Origin of the sequence: Streptomyces fungicidicus, assembly GCF_003665435.1 — a bacterium.
GTDB classification, from domain to species: Bacteria; Actinomycetota; Actinomycetes; order Streptomycetales; family Streptomycetaceae; genus Streptomyces; species Streptomyces fungicidicus.
In genome coordinates, this window is record NZ_CP023407.1 from 2,338,304 (window position 1) to 2,362,909 (window position 24,606).

The following is a 24,606-nucleotide window of genomic DNA, read 5'->3' on the forward strand; positions in this document are numbered from 1 at the left end:
AGGTGTCAGTGCCCGACCCTAGAGTGATGAGTGACTGCCGAAAGTGTGGGAGGGAACGCGGTGGCGTACGTGCAGCATCTTTCGGTCCGGATCCCCTGGCACGACAGGGGCTGGGACGGCCGGATCTGCGACGATCCGCTGGGTAACGCCTCCTGCGTGCTGCTGGAGAACATCGGGCGTCGGCGCGACGACGAGCTCGAGGTCCGCCACGCCGGCCAGGCGTTCGAGGCACTTCCGGGGGGCCTGCCCCCGTGCGCCGGCGAGCGGGGCGGCTTTCTGAGCAGCCAGGACCAGGTGCTGCGGACGTCCCATCCCTACGGCCACAACTCGGCACTCAAGGCTCTTCGGAGTGCGTCCGTGCCCCTGCCCGCGTGGTCGGTCCACGCCATTCCGTTCCGTTGGCTCAACCGGGACCTCCTCGACGACGTCATGGAACAGCAACCGGTGGACGGTTACAGCACGGACGCGGAAGATCGTGCCATCTCCGCACTGGACTTCGCGCCTGCCTGGGTGCTCCACGGGGACAACCAGAAGGCGGCCATCGACACGTTCTTCCAGGACGTCGCCGACGGTCGCTCCCTGGTCTTCTTCTACCTCAAGCACGCTCCGTTCGAGAACCATCCCCGTCGCGTGCTCGTCGGGGCCGCGCTGGTCGCATCGGTCACCCGGCCCGGCAGATGGCCGACCGACGGCCCCGTCCCCTTTCCCAACCACATGTGGGAGACGGTGGTCCGGCACACGCTGCGACCGGACGGCACCGGAGGCATCCTGCTGCCGATGCAGGCCCTGGCACGGCTCGCGGCCGACGGCACCGACGTTTCGGACGCTCTGGCCGAAGCTCCTGAAAAACGCTGGGAGTTCTCTTACGGGACCGAACACGTACCGGCGGATACGGCGGTGGCCTCGCTCCTGGAGCTGAAGCGCGCCGCCGAAGCGGCCGTCGCCCTCGGCTGCGGACTGCCGGAGCGATCCTTCGACTGGCTCGACGAGCAGTTGGACCGTGCATGGCTGCGCCGCGGTACCACCCCCGGTCTTCCCGCGGTGCTGGATCTCCTGAGCGTGCCGCATCCCACCTTCGCGGCCCGTGAGGTGACGGCTGCCGTCGGTGAGGGAGAGGACCCCTGGCCGGTGCTGGAGCGGGCACTGGCCGGACGCGGCGGCCCGGACACCGTCACGTTGCTTGCCACGCCGACGCGCCGGAAGGTATGGAAGGCACTCGGTCAGGAGGACCGTCAGGCCATGCGGTTGCTGGCTCGCTTCGACCTGACCTCCGACCAGGTGCGCGAGTTGTACCACCAGAAGACCACCGTGCCCCTGCCGGTGTCCGAGCTGCTCGCGGACCCGTACTCACTGGTGACCTGCACGATCGACGACGCGAGCCCCATCCCCTTCGAAGCCGTCGACCGAGGCTGTTTTCCCGACCGGCAGCTGACGGACCGGCACCCGCTGCCGGTCTCGCAACCGCTCACGGACCCCGACGACAAACGGCGTGTCGAGGCCGCCATGGCGACTGTGCTGCTGCGTGCGCAGAGCCAGGGGCACACGCTGCTGCCGCTCGAAGAGATGCTGGAGGGTCTGGAAGGACTCAGCTCCGTCAAACCGCTGCGCCCCAGCGACGCGGTGCTGGCGGCCCACGAGCTGCGGGCAGAGGACCTCGATGATGATCTCGACCTCGCCTGGCCGCAGTTGTGCAGGACACGGATCGCCGACGGTACAGCCGCCTACAAACTGCGCTCCGCCCTGTGGCGCAAACACACGATCCGGGAGGTCGTCGACCAGCTGCGCTCCGCCCCCCGGCACACGGCGCCCAAGGACCTCGGGGCCACCCTGGACGGCGTCCTCGGCGCGCGGGGCGGGATCGCCGACGTCGACCGTGCCGAGGAGTCCCGGGCCCGGCAAGAAAAGCTCGTGGCCTTGCGGGAGATGTACGAAAGCTGGTTCACCGTGCTCAACGGTCCGGCGGGCACCGGCAAGACCACCCTGGTCACGGCGCTGGTGCAACGCCCCGAAGTGTTGTCGGGCGGAGTGCTGTTACTCGCTCCTACGGGCAAGGCACGAGTTCAGTTGCAGGACAAGGTGGGCCATCAGGCGCAGACCCTCGCCCAGTTCCTGAGCAAGTCGGGCCGCTACGAGGCCGACAGCGCCCGGTACCGGATCACCGGCCGGACGCCGCGGGAGCGGCAGTACGGCACGGTGATCGTCGACGAGGCCTCGATGCTCACCGAGGACATGCTCGCGGCGCTGCTGGACGCCCTGGAGGCGCCGCAGCGGATGATCCTTGTGGGCGATCCCCGCCAGCTTCCGCCCATCGGCGCGGGCCGGCCCTTCGTCGACCTGGAGCGTGCGGCCCGGCAGGGCCACGACGGCTCGTGGCCGCGGGTCGCCCAGGGCTGGGCGGAGCTGACGGTGTTGCGCCGCCAGCGGGAACTGGGAAACGTACGCCACGACCTGATGCTGGCCCGTTGGTACAGCGGTGACGAGCACGGGGCCGACAGTGACGAGATCTGGCAGCGGCTGCGCCAAGGGCAGAACATGGCGACGCTCCGCGCGGTCCCCTGGAACGGCCGCACGGCGACACAGGTGGTCGACGACGTGCTGCGGGACGAGTTCCACGTGGTGGAGGACGCCACGGGTCTGAGCTTCGCCACCTCGTACGGCGCGGGCACCACTCGATACGGGAACACGGTCTACCCTGACTACTTCACCGCCCCGGCGGGCTGCGGGCGCTGGCAGATCCTCAGCCCTGTGCGCGGCACGGCGCACGGCACCGTGGAACTCAACCGCCACCTCAAGCGACGTTACCGCGGCGCCTCCCTGGAGAACGCGCTCAAGGGATCCCGGTACCGCAGGGTTCCCAAGCCCTTGGGCGCGGAACAGATCGTGCTGGGCGACAAGGTCGTCCACACCCGCAACGGGACGCTCCCCGCGTGGTCCCAGTCCGAGGGGAAGAACACGAAGGGCTACGTCGCCAACGGCGAACTCGGTGTGGTCACCGGTGAGCTGAAGAGCGGGCGTATGAATTGGGCGCCTCGCACCACCGAAGTCGAGTTCTCCTCCCAGCCCGGACGGCGCTACAAGTACGGGCGCTCCGGTGGTGAGGAAGAAGTGCCCCTGGAGCTGGCCTGGGCTCTCACCGTGCACAAGAGCCAGGGCAGTGAGTTCGAAACCGTCGTCGTGGTCCTGCCCGCGGGGGCCCGCGGCACCTCGCGGGAACTTCTGTACACCGCGCTCACCCGGCAGACCGAAAAAGTGATCATCTGCCACGAGGGGCCCCTCGACGATCTCCTCGAGCTGACCCGGGCCACCGGATCCGACACCGCCCGGCGGTTCACCGACCTCATGGTCACCCCGGACCCGCGCACCGTGACGACACCCAGTGGCGCCAACTGCGGGCGGGTTGACGCGCGGCTCGTCCACGTGGCGGTGAACGGTGTGATGGTGCGCAGCAAGAACGAGGTGATCGTCGCCGGCCTCCTCGAACAGCTCGCTCCTGGCGCGTGGGCGTATGAGCAGCCGTTCAAGGGGAAGGACGGCCGCACGGTGCTGCCGGACTTCACCATTACCCCGCTTTCCGGCCCCCCCGTCTTCTGGGAGCACCTTGGCATGCTCGACGATCCGGAGTATGCCGCCAGGTGGCGGCAGCGCCTGAAGTGGTACGCCGGCCAGGGAGTGCTGCCCGAAAAGGACGGTGGCGGCCCCAACGGCACTCTGGTTTGGACAAGCGATGAGCACGGCGTGAACGAACCGGAATGGCGGGCACTGGCTCAACGCGTCGTCGGTACTGTCTCCATCCGCCGGGCCCGACCCATGGCCGTGAAGAAGACGGCCGCACGCCCTGAGCGCCCCTGACCCGACGCTCCGGCCCAGGGGAACCGCTCGCCGACCCACACCATTTGGTCAACGTGACGCCTGTACTACGAGGTACCACGTGGAAACGACCGCCCGTGAGTTCCATCGGAACGCCTCGAAGATCCTCGCTGCCCCGGAACGTGGCGCGCATCACGGTAACCAAGAACGGACCGTACCGCACCGGACGGCCACGGGCCCGTCCGGTGCGGGCCGTCGGGATCCCGCTGCTCCCGGCTCTTCCCGGAGACGGCCCCGGACGCCCCTCGCCCTGTGAAGAGACGGGGCATGACATACGGCTCCCTGGTCAGCCGCGGAGACTGCTTCTTGGCGCACTGCCTCGCCGAGGTGCTGCCCAAGGACCTGAAGGCCGGGCTGCTGAACACCTGAAAGCAGCGCGAGGACGAGGCGAGGACCCGGGCGGGGCATCCAGCAGGAGCCCGCCACGCTGCTGCCGAGCCTCTTCGGGCCGGGCTTCCAGGACGTGAAGGCCAGCCGGGTGTCCCCGCAGGTCAGTTACCCCGTTCGCACCACGCGGTGACCACCCGCGGTTTCCTCGGCTCACACGGCGCCCCCACCATACGCCCGGCCGCGTTCGGCTCCCCGCCGCAGGCGCGTCGTACCGGACGGGACACGGGGCTCCCGGTCGTCAGACAGCGACCACGTGCACGTCCGTCGGCGCGAGGACATCCAGGTATGCCTGGATGTCCCCCGGGTCGGTGGTGAAGATCACCGCGCTGCCGTGCCGGGCCGCCGCCAGGGTCACCCAGGCGTCCACCGCGTCCGGCCGCTTCTTCGCCGGCAGGGCCGCCCGCCCCAGAGCTGTGCCGACGCGCCGCCAGTCCGAGAGATCCGGACCCGTCGCACAGGCCAGACACTCCGGACGACCCGCCTTGGTTTCACGCATGGGCGGCTCCGACGTACGGGCCTGAGGCACTGTGCAGTCCTTCAGGACACCGGACAGGGCGTGCACCAGCGCCGGCTTGGGACGCCACACCTGGGCGAGGACCGGTCCGAGCACCAGCGCCCGGTGCGGGACCGTGCGCAGTCCCTCGTGGAGAGCCACCGCCTTCGCCTTGCGGTCGGCGAGCGCGATGAGCATGCCGGTGTCGTAGACCGGCACCCGTGCGCTCACGCGGCGTGTCCCGGACGGCGGCCCTGTCGGTCCCGGCCGTGGACGAGACCCAAGGCCTCCTCGACCTCACGGCGTTCCTGCTCCGTCAGCTCCGCGGCCGGTTCCGGGGCGGCCTCGGCGGGCAGCCCGTCCGCCGCTCGCTCCGCCCGGGCGATGAGCGCGTCCACCTCGGCGAACTGTTCCTCTATGGCATCGCTCTCAGCCATCTGGCGCGTCGCGGCGTGCACCAGGTACGCCGAGACGTCCATGCCCACCCGTTCCGCGTGCTGCCTGATGCGTTCGGCCTGGTCTTGCTCCAAGCTGATACTGATACGCGTCCTTGCCATGAAGGCATCGTAATACGCGTATGACGGCAGCGCGAGTATGGTGGCCGGCGGCGGAGACCCTCTGCCGCGCCTCTCTCCCCCGAACCCTGTTCCGCACCGCCTCCGGCTACCGACGTCCGCCTGGTTCCCGCCCCGATCAGCCGAGGAGTCCGGCAGCCGGATCCCGGAGCAGGCGGACGGGTTTCTGGAGCCCGTCGTTCCTCCTCCGGGGCCACGGCGCATCGCAGCACGACGGGTGCCGGCGCTCTGCCTCCAGGAGCACGGGGGCGGCGAGCCGTTGTTCATCGGCCCCGAGGCCGAACGGCGCCACGAGGGACGGTTTCCGGCCAATGCCTCCGTACCGGGCCGGTCGGTGTCCCGGCCACCCTGTCGTAGCTGATGGTTGATCAATAACCTTGTGCGGTACACCAAATGACGACACATGGGAGCCCCATGTCCACCGCACAGCAGGTGCCCGACATCCTCTCGCCCGAGTTCGCGGCGAACCCCTATCCCGCGTACCGGGTGATGCGGGAGAGCGCGCCCCTCATCTGGCACGAGGCCACCCGGAGCTACATCGTCTCGCGCTACGAGGACGTCGAGCGCGTCTTCAAGGACAAGGCCGGCGAGTTCACCACCGACAACTACGCCTGGCAGATCGAGCCCGTGCACGGCAAGACGATCCTGCAGCTCAGCGGGCGGGAGCACGCCGTGCGCCGGGCGCTCGTCGCGCCCGCCTTCCGGGGCAGCGACCTGGAGCGGAAGTTCCTGCCCGTCATCGAGCGCAACTCCCGCGAGCTGATCGACGCCTTCCGGCACACCGGCTCCGCCGACCTGGTCGCCGACTACGCCACGCGCTTCCCGGTCAACGTGATCGCCGACATGCTGGGCCTGGACAAGGCCGACCACGCCCGCTTCCACCGCTGGTACACGGCCGTCATCGCCTTCCTCGGGAACCTGTCGGGCGACGCCGAGGTGACGGCGGCCGGCGAGCGCACCCGGGTGGAGTTCGCCGAGTACATGCTGCCGATCATCCGGGAGCGCCGCGAGAACCTGGGCGACGACCTGCTGTCCGCGCTGTGCGCCGCCGAGGTCGACGGGGTGCGGATGAGCGACGAGGACGTCAAGGCGTTCTGCAGTCTGCTGCTCGCCGCCGGCGGGGAGACCACCGACAAGGCCATCGCCGGCATCTTCGCCAACCTGCTGCTCCACCCCGACCAGCTGGCCGCCGTCCGCGAGGACCGCTCGCTGATCCCGCGCGCCTTCGCCGAGACCCTGCGCTTCACCCCGCCGGTACACATGATCATGCGGCAGTCCGCGACGGAGGTGGAGGTCAGCGGCGGCACGATACCCGCGGGCGCCACCGTCACGTGTCTGATAGGCGCCGCAAACCGCGACGAGAGCCGCTACGCGGACCCCGACCGCTTCGACATCTTCCGCGACGACCTCACCACCACGACCGCCTTCTCCGCCGCCGCCGACCACCTCGCCTTCGCGCTCGGCCGGCACTTCTGCGTCGGCGCGCTGCTGGCCAAGGCCGAGGTGGAGACCGGGGTGGCCCAGCTCCTCGACGCCATGCCCGACATGCGTCTCGCCGACGGGTTCGAACCGGCCGAGCAGGGCGTGTTCACCCGCGGCCCGCAGCGCCTGCCGGTGCGGTTCACCCCCGTGAGCGGCTGACCCGGCCGGCGGTCCGCACGCGCGTCCGGCCCGTACGGCGACCCGTACGGGCCCGCTACCGGTCGCCCCGCGTCCGGGCGTGCCCGAACCGTTCGCCCCGCACCGGCCCCACCGGGGGCTCCAGCGCCGGCTGCCCCCCACCGGTCCACCCCGGCCCGCCGGGGTACCCCGGCCCGGGTGGGGCAAGGGTCCCGGAACCGCTACTGCATCACCGGCGTGAACCGCACCGGAAGCGCCGTGAGGCCCCGCATCCAGATCGACGGACGCCAGCTCAGCTCCTCCGGCTCCGCCGCCAGCACCAGGTCGGGCAGCCGCTCCAGCAGCGTCTCGACCGCCGTCCGCGCCATCACGTCCGCCAGCAGGGGCGCCGGATAGGGGCAGCGGTGCTCGCCGTTGCTGAACGACAGGTGCGCGGCGTTCTCCGCGCCCACGTGCCCCGCGGGCCAGATCTGCGGGTCGGTGTTGGCCGCGGCCAGCCCCAGCACCAGGCAGTCGCCGGCCCTGATCTGCCGGCCGCCCAGCTGGACGTCACGTACGGCCCACCGCCCGATGAAGTTCTGCGTCGGCGTGTCCAGCCACAGCACCTCGTTGAGCGCCTCGCCGACGCTGAGCCGGCCGCCCGACACGTTGACGGCGAACCGCTCGTCCGTCAGCAGCAGACGCAGCGTGTTGCAGATCCAGTTCGCCGTCGGCTGCTGCGCCGCCGCGATCACCGAGATCAGGTCCTGGACGATCTCCTCGTCCGTCAGCCCGGCCGGGTCGGTCAGCATGCGCGAGGTGACGTCCGGGCCGGGGGCGGCCCGCTTGTCCTTCACCAGCTGCCGCAGCCGTGCGCCGACCCGCCCGTACGCCGCCACCGGGTCGTCGCCCTCCCCCGCGTCCAGGGAGATCCGCAGGTCGTCGACGAGCCGGCGGGTGTCCTCGCCCGAGGTCGGCATTCCGCACATCTGCACCACGGCCCGCATGGGCAGGGCGTGCGCGAAGTCCTCCATCAGCTCCGCCTGGCCGCTGCCGGCGAACCGGGCGATGAGGTCGTCGGCGATCAGCCGGCAGTCGTGGGACAGCTCGAACTGGTCGACGCCCTCCAGCGCCTGGGTGATCACCCCGGCCCGGCGCCGGTGGTCCTCGCCCTCGGTGAACAGCACCGACGGCTGGTACCCGACGAAGGGCAGCAGCGGCCAGTCCGGCGGGATGTGCTCCCACTGGTTCCAGCGCCGCGAGTCCCGGGCGAACAGCTCGTCGTGGGAGGTCACGTACGTGACCTCGGAGTAGCCGAGGACCAGCCAGGCGGGGATGTCGCCGTCGAGCAGCACCGGCGCGACCGGGCCGTGCTCCCGGCGCAGCGCGCGGTAGAGCTGTGACGGCGTCTGCTGGTACTCGAGCCCTCCCAGGCGTACCGCGCCGGCGTGGGCGGGGCAGCCCGGGGGGTGGGCGGGGTCGGTCACAGTGTCGCCTCCTGGGCGAGGGCCATGTCGTGGAGGTGGTTGACGAGGGTGAGGAGCACGTCCTTGCCGGACTGCCGGACCCGCGCGTCGCAGTCGACCATCGGCACGTGCGCGGGCAGGGCGAGCGCCTGGCGGATCTCGTCCAGGGAGTGCCGTACGCCGTCGTCGTCGAACCGGTTCACGGCCACCACGAAGGGGGTGCGGTGGTGCTCCAGCCTGTCTATCGCGTACCAGGAGTCGTCCATCCGCCGCGTGTCCACGAGGACGACGGCGCCCAGGGTGCCGGAGAACAGCCGGTCCCACAGGAACCAGAAGCGCTGCTGTCCGGGCGCGCCGAACAGGTACAGCACCATGCGGTCGTTGAGGCTGATCCGCCCGAAGTCGAACGCGACCGTCGTGGTGGTCTTCGCCGCCACCGCGCCGGTCTCGTCGACGCCCACGCCCGCCTGGGTCATCACCTCCTCGGTGTTGAGCGGCCGGATCTCGCTCACGGAGCGGACCAGGGTCGTCTTGCCGACGCCGAACCCCCCGACGACGACGATCTTCAGACCGGTCTCCGCGGTGTCGTTCAGCGGTGTGCGGTGGGAGGGCAGCTCAGAGGTTGCGGAGCCCATGGAGCACCTCTTGCAGTAGGGCGGAATCGGGCATGGCGGCGACGGACGGCGCCGCGCGCGGATGGCGGGCGGTGATGCGGCCGGTGTCGAGCAGGTCGCCGAGGAGGATCCGCACCACCGTGACCGGCAGCGCGAGTTCGGCGGCGATCTCGACGACGGCGGCGGGGTGCCGGCACAGCTCCAGGATCCGGGCGTGCTCCGACTGCATCCCCGGCGCCGGTCCGCTCTCGCTGACGATCAGGGTGACCAGGTCGAAGGAGTCGTCGGCGCGGCTGCGGCCGCCGGTGACGGTGTAGAGCCGGTCGGGATCGCCCGTGTCGACGGGTTTGCGCGTCATGAGGTGCCGCTTCCCGCGGCCGGGTCCCGCGGTTCGGCCCGCAGGTGCTCGCCGATCTGCTCGACGAGCTCCGTCATCTGGTGGCCGACCACCCCGGGATCGGCGTCCTCCCCGGCGACGACGGCGAGGTGGGCGCCCTGGCCGGCCTCCACGATGAACAGCAGGCCGCCGTGGAACTCGGTCATCGACTGCCGGACGCCGCCGGTGCCGTCGCCGAACTCCATGGAGGCGCCCTGGGCGAGGGCCTGGATGCCGGAGCAGATCGCCGACAGCTGGTCGGCCCGGTCGAGCGTCAGGTGCTCGCTCCAGCAGAGCTTCAGGCCGTCACGGGACAGGACGAGGGCGTGCCGCGCGCCGGGGGTCTGCTCCAGGAGGCTGTGCAGGAGCCAGCTGAGGCTGTTGTCGGTGGTCTGCATGGTGGGTGATGGGACGGTGGTGTCCGGCTGACCGGTCACCGGCCCGTTCCTCCTATCTCACGAACTCGAGCGGGCCGGGGCGCCGTCGCCCCGGACTCCGTACGGGCAAGGACTGGGACTCACGGAGCCGTCGGCGGCTCGGCCGCGGGACGCGCGCCGGAACCGGTACTGCCTGCGGTGCCGTTGCCGGCGCCGGTTCCGGACTGCCGTGCTCGGTGGAAGGCGCCGAACCGCGAGCCCGCGTCGCGTCCGGGGCGCCGCGTCGGCGGTACGTCACCGGCCTCCGCGGACGCCTGCTGCCGCTGCTCCCGTTCGCGCTCCGCCTCGGCCATGGTGCGGCCGGGGGCACGGACCGGCAGGCCGTTCGGGGTGGTGCCTTCGGGGCGCCGGTGCCGTCCCTGGTCGGGCAGCTCGGGCGGTTCGGGCCGTTCGGCGGGGGGCTCGGTGGGGCGCCGGGTGACCGCGGAGGGCTCCGCGCCCACCACCGGTTCGACGGCGGCGGGGCGCGGGGGCGGCGGCGCGAGTACGGCCGGGGAGGGCGCGGCGGGCGCGGGGGCGGGTGGGGCCGTCGCCGCGGGCTGCCGGGCGGCCGCCTCGTGCGGGGCCAGGTCGCGCTGCTGGGCGAGCAGGTCCAGGGGCAGCAGGACGACGACGCCGGTGCCGCCGCGGGCGGAGGGCCGGTAGTTGACGCTGATGCCGTACTTCACGGCGATCCGCCCCACCACGGCCAGGCCGAGCCGGGTGCCCTGCAGCGCGGCGAGGTCGGTGACGCGGCCGGCCACGGCCTCCTCGGCGCGGCGCATCGCAGCGTCGGCCATCTTCAGGCCGCTGTCCTCGATGGTGACAACGATGCCCGCGCTGCGGTCCTCGACGTAGACGTGCACCTGGTCGATGGGCGGGGAGAAGTTGGCAGCGTTGTCCATCAGCTCGGCGAGCAGGTGCATCACGCCCTCGGCGGCGAAGCCGGAGACGGCGGCGCGGGTGGAGCAGTGCAGACGCACCCGCTGGTAGGCGGCGATGCGGCCGACGGCGCCGCGCAGGATGCTCTCCATCACGATCGGCTTGTTCCAGGCGCGGCTGGACCTGCCGCCCATGAGCAGCGCCAGCCGGTCGGTCATCAGGCCGAGCTGGGACGTGCCGTGGTCCAGCCGCAGCAGGTCCCCGAAGACCTCCTCGCCGTGCCGTTCCTGCATCTCCCGCAGGTCGGCGAGCATCCGCACGGCCTTGGCCTGGACGCGGCTGAGCGCCTTGGCGGAGGCGGCCTGTGCGGCGGCGGCGCGCCGCTCGCTGTGCGCGAGTTCGCGGACGAACGATTCGGCGGGGGTGCGCACCACGGGCAGCCGGGGCAGTTCGACCTCGGCGAGCACGGTGCCGGCGGACCGGCCGTCGCGCAGCCGGGCGACCGCGGTGGGCAGCGTCTCGCGCGCCAGGCGGTCCAGCTCGGCCACCACCTGGTCCAGTTCGTGCCGGGTCTTGCGGTACTCGCCGTCCAGGACGGCCACCCGGCGCACGTCCTCCTCGACGGCGGCGGCGAAGGCGTGGGCGAGCCGCTGCAGTTGCGGGTCGGACGGCGGCGGCACGCTGCCCAGCGCCTCGGCCGCGCCCGCGCCCTCCCGGAGCCGCTTGGCCACGGCGGGCAGCGTCACCCCGGCCAGGTGGGAGATCTCGGCCGAGCGCCGGGCGGTCTCCGCCCCGAGGCGGCCCTTCTCCGCCTCCTGCTCGGCGGCGGCCCGTCGGGCCCGGTGGACGAGCCGGTGGCCGGCGAGGACGGTGACGGCGACGCACACCCAGGCGGCCGCCACGACGGCCAGGGTCCAGGTGAAGGCGCCGGACGGTGCCAGGGCGAGCGCGGCGCCCCCGGCGGCGGCGCCCGCCACCAGGACGGCCGACGGCACGGCTAACGAGGTGCGCGGCGCCTTCACCGGTTGAGGCCGGCCGGGCGGAGCAGACACTGGCATGGAGCGGTCCCTCGGTCTGTGAGAACAGGGGAATCAGGGCGGCGGCGGCGCGAAGTGCCGCGGGCCGTAAGGGCGGTCAGCCAACAGGAGGGTGATCTTCCGACCCCGTACGGCTCATGCTAGTCACGCCGCTGTGCGGGAAAACGCCGCCGAGGGCATAGTCGGTCGGCAACCCGAATATCGTCGCGAATCCATCGCTCGTATGTGCCGCTGTGGTACCCGGGAAACTCCGAACGGACCGGGCCGAAGAAGCGAGCGGGCAGGGCAAACAGACCTGACGCAGCGTCACATTGCTTTGCCGGCACGGCATTTGCTGATCTGATCGCTTGCACGAGGGACCGAATTTTGGCCAACTAATCGCGCGGTCGACCTTTTTTGCCCTCTCACCGCACCGCCGAAGAGGGCGCGGAAGTGTGGGAATTCCGCCGATCGTGAAGATTCCGTGACCGTGGCCCCCTGGAAGGGGGCAGACGAGTCGGGCTGTACGCCGGGTTCTGTTCCGGCGGGTCCTCGCGGGCCCGCCGGCGACGGCCATCCATCTAGGGCCGGCGTTGCCGCCGGCCTCGTGCGGTCTACCCGCGGACTCGGGCGGGCAGCCCTCGAACGTCCGCGCAGAGACACCGGGGCGTCTCCTCTTGACCTTGCTCCGGGTGGGGTTTACCTAGCCGCCTGAGTCACCTCAGGCGCTGGTGGTCTCTTACACCACCGTTTCACCCTTACCGGGGACCGAGGTCCCCGGCGGTCTGTTTTCTGTGGCACTGTCCCGCGGGTCACCCCGGGTGGCCGTTAGCCACCACCCTGCCCTGTGGAGCCCGGACGTTCCTCGGGAAGTCCCGTGAGGGACTCCACGCGGCCGCCCGCCCGGCTCGTCTGCCGTGTGGACCATGGTACCGGGCGGGAGCGGGGCTTCGGCGCGGCGGCCGTCGCCAGGACCGAGCCGGTGAGGATCAGGGCGAAGGCGGCCAGGACGGGGGCGGTCAGGGGTTCATCCAGGAAGAGGGCGCCGGCGGCCACCGCGATCGCCGGGTTGACGTAGGTGATCACCGAGGCGCGGATCGGGCCGGCCTCCTTGATCAGCTCCAGGAAGGCGACGAACGCCACCGCCGTGCAGACGACGCCGAGGGCGGCCAGGGCGGCGAGGCTCTCGGCCGGGGGCAGCGCCGCCGGGCGGGTCGCGGCCGCCGCGGGGGCGTAGACCAGGGCGGCCAGCGCCAGGCAGGGCGTGATGAGGTGCAGCGTCGGGACGTTCTTGAGGTGGCGGTCGGCTATCAGGGGCGCCGTGGCGTAGCCGACGACCGTCACCAGGACCTCCGCGAGCGACAGGGCGTCGCCGCCGGTCAGGTGGGGGACGGTGAGGACGCCGACGCCGCCGAGACCGAGGGCGAGGCCGGTGATCCGGCGGGCGCCCAGCGACTCCGCGGCGCCGAAGAAGCGTGCCAGCAGCACGCCGACGATCGGCACGCCCGCGATCAGCAGGCCGGCCGTGGAGCTGGACAGATGGCGTTCGGCGTCGGTCAGGGTGTACCAGGGGCCGACGATCTCGATGACCGCGAACGCCAGCATCGGCTTCCAGTGGGTCCGCACGTTCCGCCCCAGCCCCGGTTGGCGCAGGGCGAAGGGGAGCAGGATCAGGGCGCCGAGGGCGCAGCGCGTGAACACCACGCCCGACGGGGACACCTCGTCCACCGCCACCTTGATCAGCAGATAGGGGATGCCCCAGACCACTCCCATCAGGGAGAACAGGAACCAGCCGCGTGCAGTCATGCGGGGAAGTGTCGGCCGGGCCGGCCGGTGCTGTCTTGAACGCTGTTGCGGTACGCCGCAGGCGTCACCCCGAGCACGCGGCGGAACCAGCGGGTCAGATGGGCCTGGTCGGCGAAGCCGACGAGGCCGGCCGCCTCGGCGGGGCGCAGGCCGGCGTCGAGCAGGGCGCGTGCCCTGGCCACCCGGTACTGGGCGAGCCAGGCGTACGGGGGCACCCCCATCGTCGTACGGAAGGCGCGGAGCAGCTGGTAGCGGGAGAGGCCGAGGTCGGCGCCGAGTGCGGCGAGGGAGGGCGGGGCGAGGAGTTCGTCGGCGAGGCGGTCGCGGACGGCGTGGGCGACGGCGGCGGCGCCGGGGACCGCCGTGTCGTCGGCGCGGGCGGTGGAGTGGCGGCGGGCGAGGGCGGTGAGCAGCCAGGGGATGCGGGACTCCGCCTCCAGGGGGTCCGGGCAGCTGCTCACGTCCGTGTGGGCGCTGCGCAGCGCGGCGGCCAGTTCGGGGTCGTCGAGGACGGGCTCGCGGAAGTGGGGGAGGCCGCCGCCGCTCCCGAGGGTGCCGTCGGTGAGGAGGGCGGGGGCGGCGTAGAGGGCGCGGTAGGCGTAGCCGTCGGGGGCGGCGGGGCCGCCGGTGTGCATCTCGCCGGGCTCGAGGACGACGAGGCTGCCCGGTCCTGACACGATGCGCCCGCCCCGGTAGGCGATGGCCTCCAGGCCGCCCACGGTGACGCCGACCGTGAACTCGTCGTGGGCGTGGGGGGCGTACTCGTGCCGGTTGAAGCGTGCGGTGAGCAGGTCGAGGGGCGGGCCGCACCGCCCCAGTCTCGCCCTGGTCCAGCGGGCCTGTTCCCGTACGTCCTTCACCTGCCACCCCCGGCCACAGGGGACCAGACGGAGCGCGGCGGTGTCCACAGGGTTCGCTTGACCCTGCCGCGGCGTCAACGTTTCTACTGGGGGCATGCGGATCGGAGAACTCGCCGCCGCCGTCGGTGTCTCGACGCGGGCCGTGCGCCACTACCACCAGCTGGGGCTGTTGCCGGAGCCGGAGCGGCTGGGCAACGGGTACCGGGACTACCGGCTGCGGCACGCCGTGGTGCTGGCGCGGATCAGGCGGCTGACCGAGCTGGGGCTGGGGCTCACGGAGGTGCGGGACGTCCTCGCGGACGAGGCGGGGAAGGATCTCGTCGAGGTGCTGACGGAGCTTGACGAGGACCTGGCCCGGCAGGAGACGGCGATCCGGGAGCGGCGGGCGCGGCTGCGGGCCCTGCTGGAGACGGAGGGCGGGCTCACCGCCGAGGGGCCGGTCTCCCCCGCGCTCGCCGCGCTGTTCCGGGACACGGCCCACCTCTCCGACTCTCCCATGGCCGCCAAGGACCGCGAGATGCTCGCGCTCATCGAGACGGCGGCTCCGCCGGAGGAGCGGGAGCGGCTGATGGGGCTGCTCGGCGCGATGGTGGGCGCGCCGGGCGGGGCGGAGCGGGCCCGGGCGGTGTACGCGTCGCTCGACGCGCTCGCCGAGGCCCGTCCGGACGATCCCCGTGTGGAGGAGACCGCCCGGGCCCTCGCCGCGTGCGTGCCGGCCGAGCTGGTCGCGGAGGGCGCGGGCGCCGCCCCCGACGACAGCTTCCTGCGCGCCTTCTACGCCGACTTCCCCCCTGCCCAGGCGGAGGTGATCCGCCGCATGCTGCGGATGGTGGCCGAGGGGCGGCGGCCGTGAAGGGGGTGGCGCGGGTGGCCCTGGGTCTCGTACGGCACGAGGCGCGGCTGATGGCGAGCCTGTGGCTGTGGGCGGCGCGGCGCACGCACGGCGTCGGCGGCGGGACGGCGTTCGGGTACGCGCGGGGGCAGGCGGCCATGATGTACGGCTTCGCGTTCGTGTGCGCGGTCGAGACGGTGGCGATGTCCGTGCTGCTGCGCGACTGGCCCGCGGTGCACGCGGTGGTGCTCGTCCTGGACGTGTACACCGTCGTGTTCGTCGTCGCGCTGCACGCCGCTTCCGTCGTCCGCCCGCACGTGGTCGGCGCGGACGCGCTGCGGGTCCGCCGGGCCGTCCACGTCGACCTGCGGATACCGCGGGACCGGATCGCCTCGGTCCGGCGGGAGCTGCGGATGACGCACGAGAGGGCCGAGGGCGAGCTCGACCTCGCCGTCGGCGCGCAGACCACGGTCACGGTGGAGCTATCCGAGCCGGTCAGCCACGTCACGTTCCTCGGGCGGCGCCATGAGGTCCGGGTGGTCCGTTTCCACGCGGAGGACCCGGACGGGCTGGTCCGCACGCTCGGCGCGGCTCCTCTCTCCGCCGGTGGCGTCTGACGGACGGCTGTCGGGGGGACACGGCTCATGGCCGGCTGCAGGGTGTCCTGTCCCCGGAGCTCGAGGCCGCTTCACCGGGCGTACGTGCTCCACGACGCCGAACTGGACGGGCCAGCGCACGCCGTACCCTGACTTCGAGCTCGATGCGAAGGAGTACGTGTGCTTGTCCTGCTGCCGCCGTCCGAAGGCAAGGCCGCTTCCGGCCGCGGTGCACCGCTGAAGCCCGAGTCGCTGTCCCTGCCGGGGCTGGCCGCCGCGCGGGAGGCCGCCCTCGCCGAACTGGTGGACCTGTGCACGGGCGACGAGGACAAGGCGCGCGAGGTGCTGGGCCTCAGCGAGGGGCTGCGGGGCGAGGTCGCCAAGAACGCGGGGCTGCGGACCGCCGGGGCGCGGCCCGCCGGGGAGATCTACACCGGGGTGCTGTACGACGCCCTCGGCCTGGCGTCCCTCGACGCGGCGGCGAAGCGGCGGGCCGCGAAGTCGCTGCTGGTGTTCTCCGGGCTGTGGGGCGCGGTGCGGGTCACCGACCGGATTCCCTCCTACCGGCTCTCGATGGGGGTGCGGCTGCCCGGGCTGGGCGCGCTGAGCCGGCACTGGCGTGCGCCGATGGCGGAGGTGCTGCCCGAGGCCGCGGGGGACGGGCTGGTGCTGGACCTGCGGTCGGCGGCGTACGCGGCGGCCTGGAAGCCGAAGGGCGGGACGGCCGGGCGGACGGCGACGGTGCGGGTGCTGCACGCGCCGACCCGGAAGGTGGTCAGCCACTTCAACAAGGCCACCAAGGGCCGGATCGTGCGGAGCCTGCTGACGGGCGGGGCCGTGCCCGAGGACCCGGCCGGGCTGGTGGAGGCGCTGCGGGAGCTCGGGTACGAGGTGGAGGCCACGGCGCCGGGCAGGGCGGGGACGGCCTGGGCGCTGGACGTGCTGGTGGACGAGGTGCACTGAGGCGCGTTGCAGTATCCGCAATGACCTTTGCGCAGGGCGCTTCGGTGGGGGCAGGATGACGCCATGAGCTCACCCCTGCCCTCCGCCGTGCCCCCCGTGCCGTCCGTGCTCGATCTCGCTCCCGTGGTGCCCGTCGTGGTCGTCGAGGACGTCGCCGACGCCGTGCCGCTGGCGCGTGCGCTGGTGGCCGGGGGGCTGCCGGCGATCGAGGTGACCCTGCGGACGCCCGCCGCGCTCGCCGCGATCCGCGCGATCGCCGGCGAGGTGCCGGACGCGGTGGTGGGGGCCGGGACGGTGATCGCTCCGGAGCAGGCGGGCGAGGCGGTGGCGGCGGGGGCGCGGTTCCTGGTGAGTCCCGGCTGGACGGACGTCCTGCTGGCGGCCATGCGGGCGTCCGGGGTGCCGTTCCTGCCGGGGGTGTCGACCACCTCGGAGGTGGTGGCGCTGCTGGAGCGCGGGGTGCGGGAGATGAAGTTCTTCCCGGCGCAGGCCGCGGGCGGGACGGCGTATCTGAAGTCGCTCGCCGGACCGCTTCCGCAGGCCCGTTTCTGCCCGACGGGAGGCATCGGTCCCGACTCCGCGCCGGACTATCTCGCCCTGCCCAACGTGGGCTGCGTGGGCGGGAGCTGGATGCTCCCGGCGGACGCGGTGGCGGCCGGGGACTGGGACCGGGTGGAGCGGCTGGCGCGGGAGGCGGCGGGGCTCAGCGCAGGTGCGAGGTCTCGTTGAACAGGCGGACGCTGGCGTTGCCGTCGGCGTAGTACGCCACGGCGGAGAGTGAGGCCGCCGACAGTTCCATGCGGAACAGGGCCTCGGGCGGGGCGCCCAGGGCGAGCCGTACCAAGGTCTTGATCGGGGTCACATGGGTGACGAGCAGGACCGTGCGGCCGGCGTACGCGGCGGTCAGCTTGTCGCGGGTGGCGGCGATCCGGTCGGCGGTGGCCGCGAAGCTCTCGCCGCCGCCGGTGGGTTCGGCGTCCGGGGAGGACAGCCAGGCGTTCAGGTCGTCGGGGTGGCGTTCGCGGACCTCGCCGAAGGTGAGGCCCTCCCACGCGCCGAAGTCGGTCTCCCGCAGCCCGTCCTCCACGGCCACTTCGAGACCGAGCCGGGCGGCGACGATGCGCGCGGTCTCGCGGGTACGGGCGAGGGGGGAGGAGACGACCGCCTGCACGGTGCCGCGCCGGGCCAGGAACTCGGCGACCCTCGCCGCCTGCTCCCGGCCGATGTCGGAGAGGGAGGGGTCACTGCCGCCACTGCCCGAGAAACGCTTCTGCGGAGTCAGCGGCGTCTCCCCGTGCCGCAACAGCACGAAGGTCGCCGGCGCACCCATGTCCGGCGGCGCCCACCCCACCCCGGGCGTGGCCACGGTCCGCGCGGCCCGGACATCGGCGTCGGCCGCGGCAGCGGCAGCATCCGCCCCCGCGGCCGGAGCCCCGGTGGCGTCGCCGGGCTCGGCGGCGGTCTCGCCGGAGACGCGTGCCGCACCGGCGTCGGCGTCGGCGGGACCCGCGGACGGGGCCCCGGTGGTGTCGTCCGCCGGGCGAGGGGAGTCGGGCGCGGTGGCGGGCTCGGCACCGGAGGTGGGCGTCGCGTCGGCAGGACCCGCGGCCGGGGGTGCGGTGGACGGGCGGGGGGAGCCGGGTGTGGGGGTGGAGGTCGAGGCGAGTGCGGCGCGGACGCGGGCCGCGCCCGCGGCCGCGTCGGCGGGTGGGCCCGCGGGCTCGGGGCGGGGGGTGTCCAGGGCGGCGCGGGAGGCCGACGCCGACCACTGCTCGCCCCGCCTGCCCGCGTCCATCGCCTCGTTGGCCAGCCGGTCGGCGTGCTTGTTCCGCTCGCGGGGGATCCACTCGTACGTGACCCGCTCCGGCGGGAAGACCCGCGCGGCCTCCGCCGCGAGCGGCTTCATCGCCGGGTGCTTGATCTTCCAGCGGCCCGTCATCTGCTCGACGACGAGCTTGGAGTCCATCCGGACGTGCACCGCGGCATCCGGGTCCAGCTCGTGCGCGGCGCGCAGGCCGGCCACCAGGCCCCGGTACTCGGCGACGTTGTTGGTGGCGACGCCGATGTACTCCGCCGCCTCCGCCAGGGTCTCCCCCGTCGCCGCGTCACTCACCACGGACCCGTAGCCCGCGGGCCCCGGGTTGCCCCGCGACCCGCCGTCCGCCTCGACGATGAACTCCCGCATCGCTGACCAGCCCTTGCCGCCCCGCGGCCCTACAGGCCCGACTCGGAGGTGCGCACCAGGATGCGGCGGCAGTTCTCGCAGCGCACCACCGTGTCGGGGGCGGCCGAGCGGATCTCGTTCAGCTCGGTGATGGCGAGCTCCTGGCGGCAGCCCTGGCAGGTACGGGCGTACAGCTTCGCGGCGCCGATGCCGCCCTGCTGCCCGCGCAGCTTGTCGTACAGGCTCAGCAGCGGGGCGGGAACGGAGCCGGAAACGACCTCGCGCTCCTTCGTCACGGAGGCCACCTCGCCGTCGATCTCCTCGACGGCCGTGTCCCGGCGCGCGGTCGCGTCGTCGATCCTGCCCTGCACGGAGCCGACCCGCTCGGTGAGTTCGGTGACGCGCTCCTGCGCGGACTCGCGACGCTCCATGACCTCCAGGACGACGTCCTCGAGGTCGCCCTGCCGCTTGGCGAGGGAGGTGATCTCGCGCTGGAGGTTCTCCAGGTCCTTCGGCGAGGAGACGGCGCCGGAGTCGAGGCGCTTCTGGTCGCGGACGGCGCGCTGGCGCACCTGGTCGACGTCCTGCTCGGCCTTGGTCTGCTCGCGGGCGCAGTCGCTCTCCTCGGTCTGCGCGGCGACGAGCAGGTCGCGCAGCTGGGCGAGGTCCCGGGTCAGCGACTCGATCTCGGCGTGCTCGGGCAGCGACTTCCGCTTGTGCGCGAGCTGCTGGAGGCGGACGTCGAGGTCCTGGACGTCGAGGAGTCGGATCTGGTCGGCGGGCGCGGCGTTCAGTTGGGGGCTCCAGATGTGTCAGCGTCCGAAGGGGCGCGCGAAGCGCTCCCTGGAAGGGTGGTGGTGGGCGACGGGCGGGCGGACGCCGCGTGGGCGGTCCAGGGGTCGGTGACCGTCCGCGAGATGTGGACCCGCAGGTCCCATCCGTGGCGGTCGGAGATCTCGTCGAGCTGGGCGGCCGCCAGCTCGCACCAGGGCCACTCGGTGGCCCAGTGCGCCGCGTCGAGCAGCGCGAGGGAACTCTGGGCGCGGGCCTCGGACACCGGGTGGTGGCGCAGGTCCGCGGTGAGGAAGGCGTCCACGCCGGCCGCCCGGACGTGGTCGAAGAGGCTGTCGCCGGAGCCGCCGCTGACGGCGACCGTGCGCACGGGCGCGTCGGGGTCGCCGGCGACGCGGATGCCCTGCGCGGTCGCGGGGAGGCGCTCGGCGGCGCGGGCGGCGAGTTCGCGGACGGTCAGCGGACGGTCCGGCTCGCACACCCTGCCGAGTCCCCGGCGGCCCGCGGGGTCGGACGGGTCCGGCACGAGGGGCCGCAGGATCCGGAGGTCCAGCGCGCCGGCGAGGGCGTCGGAGACTCCCGGGTCGGCGGTGTCGGCGTTGGTGTGGGCGACGTGCAGCGCGATGTCGTTCTTGATGAGGGTGTGCACCACGCGGCCCTTGAAGGTGGAGGCCGCGACCGTGGTCGTCCCGCGGAGGTAGAGCGGGTGGTGGGTGACCAGCAGGTCGGCGTCCAGCTTCAGCGCCTCGTCGACGGTCTCCCGGACCGGGTCGACGGCGAACAGGACCCGTGTGACCTCCTGGTCGGGATCGCCCACGACGGTGCCGACCGCGTCCCAGGACTCGGCCCACTCGGCGGGCCACAGGTTGTCCAGCGCGGCGATGACTTCAGACAGACGGGGCACGCCTGCAAGGCTACCTGGCTGTTCCGTACGGCAGTACCTGCTCCCCGGAGCACACACCCCTCCGCTTCCTCAGGCGAATCGTTCCTGGAGCACCCTTACGTGTGAAGCGTGGGCCCACCGGTCCACCGCCTGTGCACGGGAGACCTACGTTCATCACCGGAGGTGACCGAACGATGACGGTCTGTGCCATCGAACCTGAGGCGGGACACGAGGGCGGAGCCGGACGGGCGGGGTGCGCCATCACCGCCGACGGCTGCTACGCGGCGCGCCTCGCCCCCGCCGGCGACTCCTTCGTCCCGGAGCGCTGGACCCTCGACGGTCCCGAGCCCTACGCGGTGCGGCTGCCCGGCGGCGGCCCCGGGGAACCCTGCGCCGAGGTGCAGCCGCTGAGCGACGGGCGGGTCCTCGTCCGCCGGCCGGCCGGCGGACGGCACACGTTCTCCCTGCTGTACCCGACCGGCCCCGGCACCGGCGAGCTGCCGCTGGGCGCGGTCGCGTGCCCGGACGAGGACACCCGGCTGCGGCTGCTGCCGCCCGCCCCGGGCGGGGAGCGGGCGTACGCGCTCGCCGTGGGCCCGCGGTCGACGGCGGTGTGGCTGGTGGCGGGCGGCGCGTTCGGGCTCCAGCAGCTCGCGGAGGTCCCCGGCCGCTGCTCGGGCGGGGCGTGGCTGGACCGGGAGGGGCGGATGCTGGCCCTGGACCGGGAGATGGGCGGCCGCAGCAAGGCGGTCGTGGTGGACCTGGGGCGGGGCGGCGAGATGTCGCCGCTGCTGCAGATCGCCGACGGGAGCGACGACCGGGTGCTGCTCGCCGACCCGGACAGCGGTCTGCTGCTGATCCGCTCGGACGCGCCCTCGCCCGGGCAGGACCGGCTGGGCTGGGGGGTGCTGGGGAGCACGCTGCCGGTGCGTTTCCCCCGGTGCCTGCGGATCGCGGACTGCACGGTCACCCCGTTCGCCGTGCAGCCGGGGCAGCTGCTGACACCGGAGCGCTGCGCGGTGGCGCTGCGCGTCGACGGCGCGCTCGGCAGCTGGATCGGGGTGTGGCGGCCGGCGGAGCGGCGGGTGGACCACGTCCCGGCGCCGGCGGGCTGGCTGGCCGGCAGCGGGCTGTGGACGGCGGAGGGGGAGCTGCGGCTGCCGTACTCCACCGGGGCGGTGCCCTGCGGGGTGGCCGTCCTGAGGGTGCCGGGGCAGGAGCGGCGGCGGGCGGGGCTGGACGTCCGTCCGCCGGCGCGGCCCGCGCGCTCCGGTGAACGCGCGGCGCCCGCCGCCCCTTCCGGATCCGGACCGGCGGCCGACGGCGGCGCCCCCTCCCCCAACGGGCCCGCGGACGAGGAACAACTCCCCTACTGCTCAGGTGACATGACGGATTTCCTGCTCACCCCCCACGCCGCATCCACCGGGCACGACGGCTCCGGCGTCTCCTCCGCTCCCCGCCCCGTCCCCCTGCAACAGGCGCCTCTGGCACGGCTTGTAACGAAGTAGTGCCGGTCGGCGTGGCCGCCTGGATCCGGGCGGTGGGGTGCCGGTTAGACTCGCCCGGCTGTAGGAAAGATCATGTTTACGGGGTGAGTTCCTTCCGATGAACGACGTCAGCACGAACAAGCCGCAGTCCGCCGAGGGCGGGCAGTCCGCCACCGGGCACGGCAGGCACCGCGGGCCGGTCTCCACGCAGGACGTGGAAGCGTCCCCGCACGGCCGGCACCGCAGGCCGGAGCAGGCGAACGAGCACAGGGAGTCGGCTGCCTGACACACGTCGGGCACCGGTCCACGGATGAAGCGGGCCCCGGCCGTCGTACGACGGCCGGGGCCCGCTTCACGCGTGTGCGACCGTCATGCCGTCGAGTACGGGGGCGTCGTCCCGGTCCACGGCGGTCACCGTCGCCCGCACCTCGCCGTCCCCCCGCCACATGCGGATCCGCAGTGTCTCGCCCGGGTGGACGATCCCGGTGAACCGGGTCGCGCAGGAGCGGACACGGGTGACGTCCCCGTCGAGGAGGGTGTCGACGACCGCCTTGAGGGTCATGCCGTAGGTGCACAGGCCGTGCAGGACGGGACGGTCGAAGCCAGCGCGCCGGGCGAACTCCGGGTCGGCGTGCAGGGGGTTCCAGTCGCCGGAGAGGCGGTACAGCAGGGCCTGGTCCTCGCGGACGGTCCGTTCCACGGTCCGGTCGGGGCGCCCCGTCTCGGGCACGGGCCGTACGGACGGGCCGCGGTCCCCGCCCCAGCCGCCCTCCCCGCGCAGGTGGACCCACGCCTCGTCGGTCCACAGCGGGCCGTCGCCGTCGGCGGCCTCGGTGCGCATGACCAGGACGGCGGCGTTCCCCTTGTCGTACACGGCGTCGATGCGGGCGGTGGTGGTGGCGGCGCCCTCGGTCGGCAGCGGGCGGTGCAGGGTGAGCGACTGGCCGGCGTGCAGGGCGCGGGCCAGGTCCACGTCGATGCCGGGCATGGTCAGCGCGGCGGTCACGCCGGGGGATCCGGCTCCCGCGACGGCGGCGAAGCCGGGGAGGACGTGCAGCCGGGTCTCCAGGGTGTAGCGGAGTTCCGCGGGGTCGGTGGCGGCGGATCCGCCGGCGCCGACGCCGAGGTGGTAGAGGATGACGTCCTTCGCGGTCCAGGAGATCCCGGCGGTGCGGGGCGGGGCGGTCAGCGCCGTGCGGACATCGATGGGCATGGGGCTCCTGAGTCGTCCCGGTGGTGGGTCCTGGCGGGTCGAGTGTCGCAGCCCGGGGCCCGGGACATTCGTACCGGGGAAAGGCGTACGAGCGGCTCTGTCGGGGCGGGCCGGGGGCGCCGTACGGTCTCGGGGACGGCGAACGAATGGGGGCTCAGGTCATGTCGACGTCCTGTGACACACACCGTGGTTTCCGGCTTCTTCCCTGGCTGCTGGTCGGGATGGGCGCCTTCTCCAACCTCTTCCAGGGCACCACCCCGAACCCGTGGGTCGGCGCCGTGGGACTGCTGACGTTCAACTCCCTGTACGTCTTCCTGGCGTTCAGCGCGCGCCCGCGGCGGCGGGAGGCGGCCGGCACCCGGGTGGCGCTCGCCCTGCTGGCCGCGGTGACCTGCGCGCTCGCGCTCGGCTACGGCGGCGACTGGCTGCTTTACTTCCCGCTGCTCGGGCTCGCCACCGGCGTGGTCCTGCGGGGCGGGACGCTGAAGGTCGCCGGTGCCGCGGTGACCGCGGTCGCGGGCGGGGCCGGCTGGTTCCACGACGGGTGGGGCGGCCTCGACATCCTCTACGCCACCGCGATCTCGACGGCGGTGACGGCCATGCTCGTACGGCTGGCCGAGACCGTGGGGGAACTGCGCGCCGCGCGGGAGGAGCTGGCCCGCCGGGCGGTGGAGCAGGAGCGGCTGCGCTTCTCCCGCGATCTGCACGACCTGCTGGGACACACGCTGTCGGTGATCGTCGTGAAGTCGGAGGCGGCCCGCCGGCTCGCGCCGCGCGATCCGGCCGCCGCGCTGGCCCAGGTCACCGACATCGAGGCGGTCGGCCGGCAGGCGCTCACCGAGATCCGGGAAGCCGTGACGGGCTACCGGGAGGGCGGTCTGGACACCGAACTGGACCGGGCCCGCTCGGCCCTGACGGACGCGGGCATCATCCCGGTGGTGCGCCGCGGCGGCCCGCCGCTCGGTCCGCGCACGGAGGCCCTGCTGGGCTGGGTGGTGCGCGAGGCGGCCACCAACGCCGTACGGCACAGCGGGGCCGAACGCTGCGAGATCACCGTCTCGGCGACGCCCGAGCGGGTCCGTCTGACCGTGACCGACGACGGTTCCGGGGCCGGCGGGACGGGCGCGGACGGCACGGGGCTGCGCGGCCTGACCGAGCGCCTCGCGGCGGCCGGGGGCACGCTGCGGGCGGGCACCGGCGACGGCGGCGGCTTCCGGGTCTCGGCGGAGCTGCCGCTGGACGCGGCGGACGCGGAACCGGCCCGGGAGGCCGCGGCGGCGGGCCCGCCGCGTGCCGCGGCGGCGGTCTGAGCCGCC

Annotated in this window: 21 protein-coding genes, 1 other RNA gene and 1 pseudogene; 9 read left to right on the forward strand and 14 right to left on the reverse strand. The window is 73.4% G+C overall.

Going from position 1 to position 24,606, the window contains the following annotated elements; all coding sequences use genetic code 11:
• The first annotated feature begins 69 nt into the window (after positions 1-69).
• The gene (locus tag CNQ36_RS10500; protein ID WP_228312947.1) at positions 70-3,849 is read left to right on the forward strand and encodes an AAA family ATPase; all 3,780 of its coding nucleotides are present in this window, start codon (positions 70-72) and stop codon (positions 3,847-3,849) included.
• 646 nt (positions 3,850-4,495) lie between these two features.
• Here the strand turns inward: CNQ36_RS10500 and CNQ36_RS10505 are convergent.
• A complete protein-coding gene (locus tag CNQ36_RS10505) occupies positions 4,496-4,981 on the reverse strand; it encodes a PIN domain-containing protein (protein ID WP_206278447.1) in 486 nt (161 codons plus the stop codon).
• Positions 4,978-5,307, reverse strand: coding sequence for a plasmid mobilization protein (locus CNQ36_RS10510; protein ID WP_121545784.1), 330 nt, complete (start codon positions 5,305-5,307; stop codon positions 4,978-4,980). The genes CNQ36_RS10505 and CNQ36_RS10510 overlap by 4 nt, the downstream gene beginning before the upstream one ends.
• A gap of 432 nt (positions 5,308-5,739) precedes the next feature.
• Between CNQ36_RS10510 and CNQ36_RS10515 the strand changes: the two genes are divergently transcribed.
• Positions 5,740-6,966, forward strand: a complete 1,227-nt coding sequence (locus CNQ36_RS10515) for a cytochrome P450 (protein ID WP_121545785.1) — start codon at positions 5,740-5,742, stop codon at positions 6,964-6,966.
• Positions 6,967-7,166: 200 nt separating this feature from the next.
• Here the strand turns inward: CNQ36_RS10515 and CNQ36_RS10520 are convergent, their stop codons facing one another.
• The 8 genes and pseudogenes from CNQ36_RS10520 to CNQ36_RS10555 form a co-directional block, all read right to left on the reverse strand.
• Positions 7,167-8,411: a cytochrome P450 gene (locus CNQ36_RS10520; protein ID WP_004931844.1), complete on the reverse strand. Its 1,245-nt coding sequence runs from the start codon at positions 8,409-8,411 to the stop codon at positions 7,167-7,169.
• The gene (locus CNQ36_RS10525) at positions 8,408-9,025 is read right to left on the reverse strand and encodes a GTP-binding protein (protein ID WP_121545786.1); all 618 of its coding nucleotides are present in this window, start codon (positions 9,023-9,025) and stop codon (positions 8,408-8,410) included. The genes CNQ36_RS10520 and CNQ36_RS10525 overlap by 4 nt, the downstream gene beginning before the upstream one ends.
• The gene (locus CNQ36_RS10530; protein ID WP_004931841.1) at positions 9,006-9,362 is read right to left on the reverse strand and encodes a DUF742 domain-containing protein; all 357 of its coding nucleotides are present in this window, start codon (positions 9,360-9,362) and stop codon (positions 9,006-9,008) included. The genes CNQ36_RS10525 and CNQ36_RS10530 overlap by 20 nt, the downstream gene beginning before the upstream one ends.
• Positions 9,359-9,778 (reverse strand): roadblock/LC7 domain-containing protein, encoded by a 420-nt coding sequence (locus CNQ36_RS10535; protein WP_004931839.1) that lies wholly within the window; start codon positions 9,776-9,778, stop codon positions 9,359-9,361. The genes CNQ36_RS10530 and CNQ36_RS10535 overlap by 4 nt, the downstream gene beginning before the upstream one ends.
• 119 nt (positions 9,779-9,897) lie before the next feature.
• A complete protein-coding gene (locus CNQ36_RS10540) occupies positions 9,898-11,736 on the reverse strand; it encodes a sensor histidine kinase (RefSeq protein WP_228329539.1) in 1,839 nt (612 codons plus the stop codon).
• Between the two features lie 467 nt (positions 11,737-12,203).
• Positions 12,204-12,605, reverse strand: an RNA gene (gene rnpB / locus CNQ36_RS10545) — RNase P RNA component class A.
• A 67-nt stretch (positions 12,606-12,672) separates the two neighbouring features.
• Positions 12,673-13,500: pseudogene (locus CNQ36_RS35835) on the reverse strand (DMT family transporter); the annotation flags it as partial.
• Complete coding sequence (locus tag CNQ36_RS10555) at positions 13,497-14,360, reverse strand: AraC family transcriptional regulator (protein ID WP_121548417.1); 864 nt, start codon at positions 14,358-14,360, stop codon at positions 13,497-13,499. The pseudogene CNQ36_RS35835 and the gene CNQ36_RS10555, both read right to left, overlap by 4 nt.
• 94 nt (positions 14,361-14,454) lie before the next feature.
• Here CNQ36_RS10555 and CNQ36_RS10560 point away from each other — a divergent pair, with 94 nt between their 5' ends.
• The 4 genes from CNQ36_RS10560 to eda all read left to right on the forward strand — a co-directional run bounded on the left by CNQ36_RS10560 (position 14,455) and on the right by eda (position 17,480).
• A complete protein-coding gene (locus CNQ36_RS10560; RefSeq protein WP_121545788.1) occupies positions 14,455-15,213 on the forward strand; it encodes a MerR family transcriptional regulator in 759 nt (252 codons plus the stop codon).
• Between the two features lie 50 nt (positions 15,214-15,263).
• The gene (locus tag CNQ36_RS10565) at positions 15,264-15,809 is read left to right on the forward strand and encodes a hypothetical protein (RefSeq protein ID WP_121548418.1); all 546 of its coding nucleotides are present in this window, start codon (positions 15,264-15,266) and stop codon (positions 15,807-15,809) included.
• Between the two features lie 159 nt (positions 15,810-15,968).
• Complete coding sequence (gene yaaA / locus CNQ36_RS10570) at positions 15,969-16,751, forward strand: peroxide stress protein YaaA (RefSeq protein WP_121545789.1); 783 nt, start codon at positions 15,969-15,971, stop codon at positions 16,749-16,751.
• A 63-nt stretch (positions 16,752-16,814) separates the two neighbouring features.
• Positions 16,815-17,480, forward strand: coding sequence for a bifunctional 4-hydroxy-2-oxoglutarate aldolase/2-dehydro-3-deoxy-phosphogluconate aldolase (gene eda / locus CNQ36_RS10575; protein WP_121545790.1), 666 nt, complete (start codon positions 16,815-16,817; stop codon positions 17,478-17,480).
• Here eda and CNQ36_RS10580 read toward each other — a convergent pair.
• The 3 genes from CNQ36_RS10580 to CNQ36_RS10590 are packed head-to-tail and all read right to left on the reverse strand — an operon-like array spanning position 17,455 to position 20,611.
• Positions 17,455-18,936, reverse strand: coding sequence for a bifunctional RNase H/acid phosphatase (locus tag CNQ36_RS10580; protein WP_121545791.1), 1,482 nt, complete (start codon positions 18,934-18,936; stop codon positions 17,455-17,457). The two genes, eda and CNQ36_RS10580, sit on opposite strands and share 26 nt — an antisense overlap.
• A gap of 29 nt (positions 18,937-18,965) precedes the next feature.
• Entirely contained in the window at positions 18,966-19,709 is a 744-nt protein-coding gene (locus CNQ36_RS10585; protein WP_121545792.1) for a zinc ribbon domain-containing protein, read from the reverse strand.
• Complete coding sequence (locus tag CNQ36_RS10590) at positions 19,706-20,611, reverse strand: Nif3-like dinuclear metal center hexameric protein (protein ID WP_121545793.1); 906 nt, start codon at positions 20,609-20,611, stop codon at positions 19,706-19,708. Before CNQ36_RS10590 ends, CNQ36_RS10585 begins: the two co-directional genes overlap by 4 nt.
• Before the next feature lie 173 nt (positions 20,612-20,784).
• On the opposite strand from CNQ36_RS10590, the gene CNQ36_RS10595 reads away from it, so the two are divergent.
• Both CNQ36_RS10595 and CNQ36_RS34645 read left to right on the forward strand, forming a co-directional pair.
• Entirely contained in the window at positions 20,785-22,098 is a 1,314-nt protein-coding gene (locus CNQ36_RS10595; RefSeq protein ID WP_121545794.1) for a hypothetical protein, read from the forward strand.
• Positions 22,099-22,195: 97 nt separating this feature from the next.
• Positions 22,196-22,363: a hypothetical protein gene (locus CNQ36_RS34645; protein ID WP_163013233.1), complete on the forward strand. Its 168-nt coding sequence runs from the start codon at positions 22,196-22,198 to the stop codon at positions 22,361-22,363.
• Between the two features lie 66 nt (positions 22,364-22,429).
• Here the strand turns inward: CNQ36_RS34645 and CNQ36_RS10600 are convergent, their stop codons facing one another.
• Positions 22,430-23,290, reverse strand: a complete 861-nt coding sequence (locus CNQ36_RS10600) for a MaoC/PaaZ C-terminal domain-containing protein (protein ID WP_121545795.1) — start codon at positions 23,288-23,290, stop codon at positions 22,430-22,432.
• 161 nt (positions 23,291-23,451) lie between these two features.
• Here CNQ36_RS10600 and CNQ36_RS10605 point away from each other — a divergent pair, with 161 nt between their 5' ends.
• On the forward strand, positions 23,452-24,600 hold the full coding sequence (locus CNQ36_RS10605; RefSeq protein ID WP_228312951.1) for a sensor histidine kinase: 1,149 nt from the start codon (positions 23,452-23,454) through the stop codon (positions 24,598-24,600).
• The last annotated feature ends 6 nt before the right edge of the window (positions 24,601-24,606 follow it).

Coding starts and splice junctions, on each gene's coding strand:
- CNQ36_RS34645 (WP_163013233.1), top strand. CDS start 22,196: ATGAACGACGTCAGCACGAACAAGCCGCAGTCCGCCGAGGGCGGGCAG.
- CNQ36_RS10600 (WP_121545795.1), bottom strand. CDS start 23,290: ATGCCCATCGATGTCCGCACGGCGCTGACCGCCCCGCCCCGCACCGCC.
- eda (WP_121545790.1), top strand. CDS start 16,815: ATGAGCTCACCCCTGCCCTCCGCCGTGCCCCCCGTGCCGTCCGTGCTC.
- CNQ36_RS10510 (WP_121545784.1), bottom strand. CDS start 5,307: ATGGCAAGGACGCGTATCAGTATCAGCTTGGAGCAAGACCAGGCCGAA.
- CNQ36_RS10530 (WP_004931841.1), bottom strand. CDS start 9,362: ATGACGCGCAAACCCGTCGACACGGGCGATCCCGACCGGCTCTACACC.
- CNQ36_RS10565 (WP_121548418.1), top strand. CDS start 15,264: ATGGCGAGCCTGTGGCTGTGGGCGGCGCGGCGCACGCACGGCGTCGGC.
- CNQ36_RS10535 (WP_004931839.1), bottom strand. CDS start 9,778: ATGCAGACCACCGACAACAGCCTCAGCTGGCTCCTGCACAGCCTCCTG.
- CNQ36_RS10595 (WP_121545794.1), top strand. CDS start 20,785: ATGACGGTCTGTGCCATCGAACCTGAGGCGGGACACGAGGGCGGAGCC.
- CNQ36_RS10605 (WP_228312951.1), top strand. CDS start 23,452: ATGTCGACGTCCTGTGACACACACCGTGGTTTCCGGCTTCTTCCCTGG.
- CNQ36_RS10560 (WP_121545788.1), top strand. CDS start 14,455: ATGCGGATCGGAGAACTCGCCGCCGCCGTCGGTGTCTCGACGCGGGCC.
- CNQ36_RS10515 (WP_121545785.1), top strand. CDS start 5,740: ATGTCCACCGCACAGCAGGTGCCCGACATCCTCTCGCCCGAGTTCGCG.
- CNQ36_RS10525 (WP_121545786.1), bottom strand. CDS start 9,025: ATGGGCTCCGCAACCTCTGAGCTGCCCTCCCACCGCACACCGCTGAAC.
- CNQ36_RS10580 (WP_121545791.1), bottom strand. CDS start 18,936: ATGCGGGAGTTCATCGTCGAGGCGGACGGCGGGTCGCGGGGCAACCCG.
- CNQ36_RS10540 (WP_228329539.1), bottom strand. CDS start 11,736: ATGCCAGTGTCTGCTCCGCCCGGCCGGCCTCAACCGGTGAAGGCGCCG.